The sequence below is a fragment of the Nocardia sp. TBRC8007 genome, from assembly GCF_056629435.1.
Map to the genome: position 1 here is coordinate 1 of NZ_JBWSOR010000156.1, position 478 is coordinate 478.

General features: G+C 71.1%; 1 protein-coding gene. It reads left to right on the forward strand.

Annotated features, from left to right (window positions below):
- Positions 1-478: condensation domain-containing protein (locus ACX4ZE_RS23070; protein WP_480275566.1), on the forward strand; the 478-nt coding region annotated here is incomplete at both ends.

The window sequence follows — 478 nt, forward strand, 5'->3', positions numbered from 1 at the left end:
GACGATGCGGCGGTGCGGCCGGTGTTGGCGGTGGTGCGGCGCCCGGAGGTGGTGCCGGTGTCGTTCGCGCAGCGCCGGTTGTGGTTCCTGCATCGGTTCGAGGGCCCCTCGGCGACCTACAACATACCGATGGCGGTGCGGCTGTCGGGTGCGGTGGATGTGGTGGCGTTGCGGGCGGCGCTCGTGGATGTGGTGGGGCGGCATGAGAGCCTGCGCACGGTGTTCGCCGAGGTGGACGGGGTGCCGGTGCAGCGGGTCCTTGGGGCCGGAGAATTCGACGTACCGGTGGCGGTGGCGGACGTGGCGGAGGTGGAGGCGGCGGTGGCCGCGGCGGCGCGGTACGCGTTCGACCTGGCGGCGGAGATCCCGATACGGGCCGACGTGTTCCGCTACACCGGAGTGGTCGAAGACGACCGTGCTCGCGACGAGTACGTGTTGATGCTGGTGCTGCACCATATCGCCGGGGACGGTGGGTCGC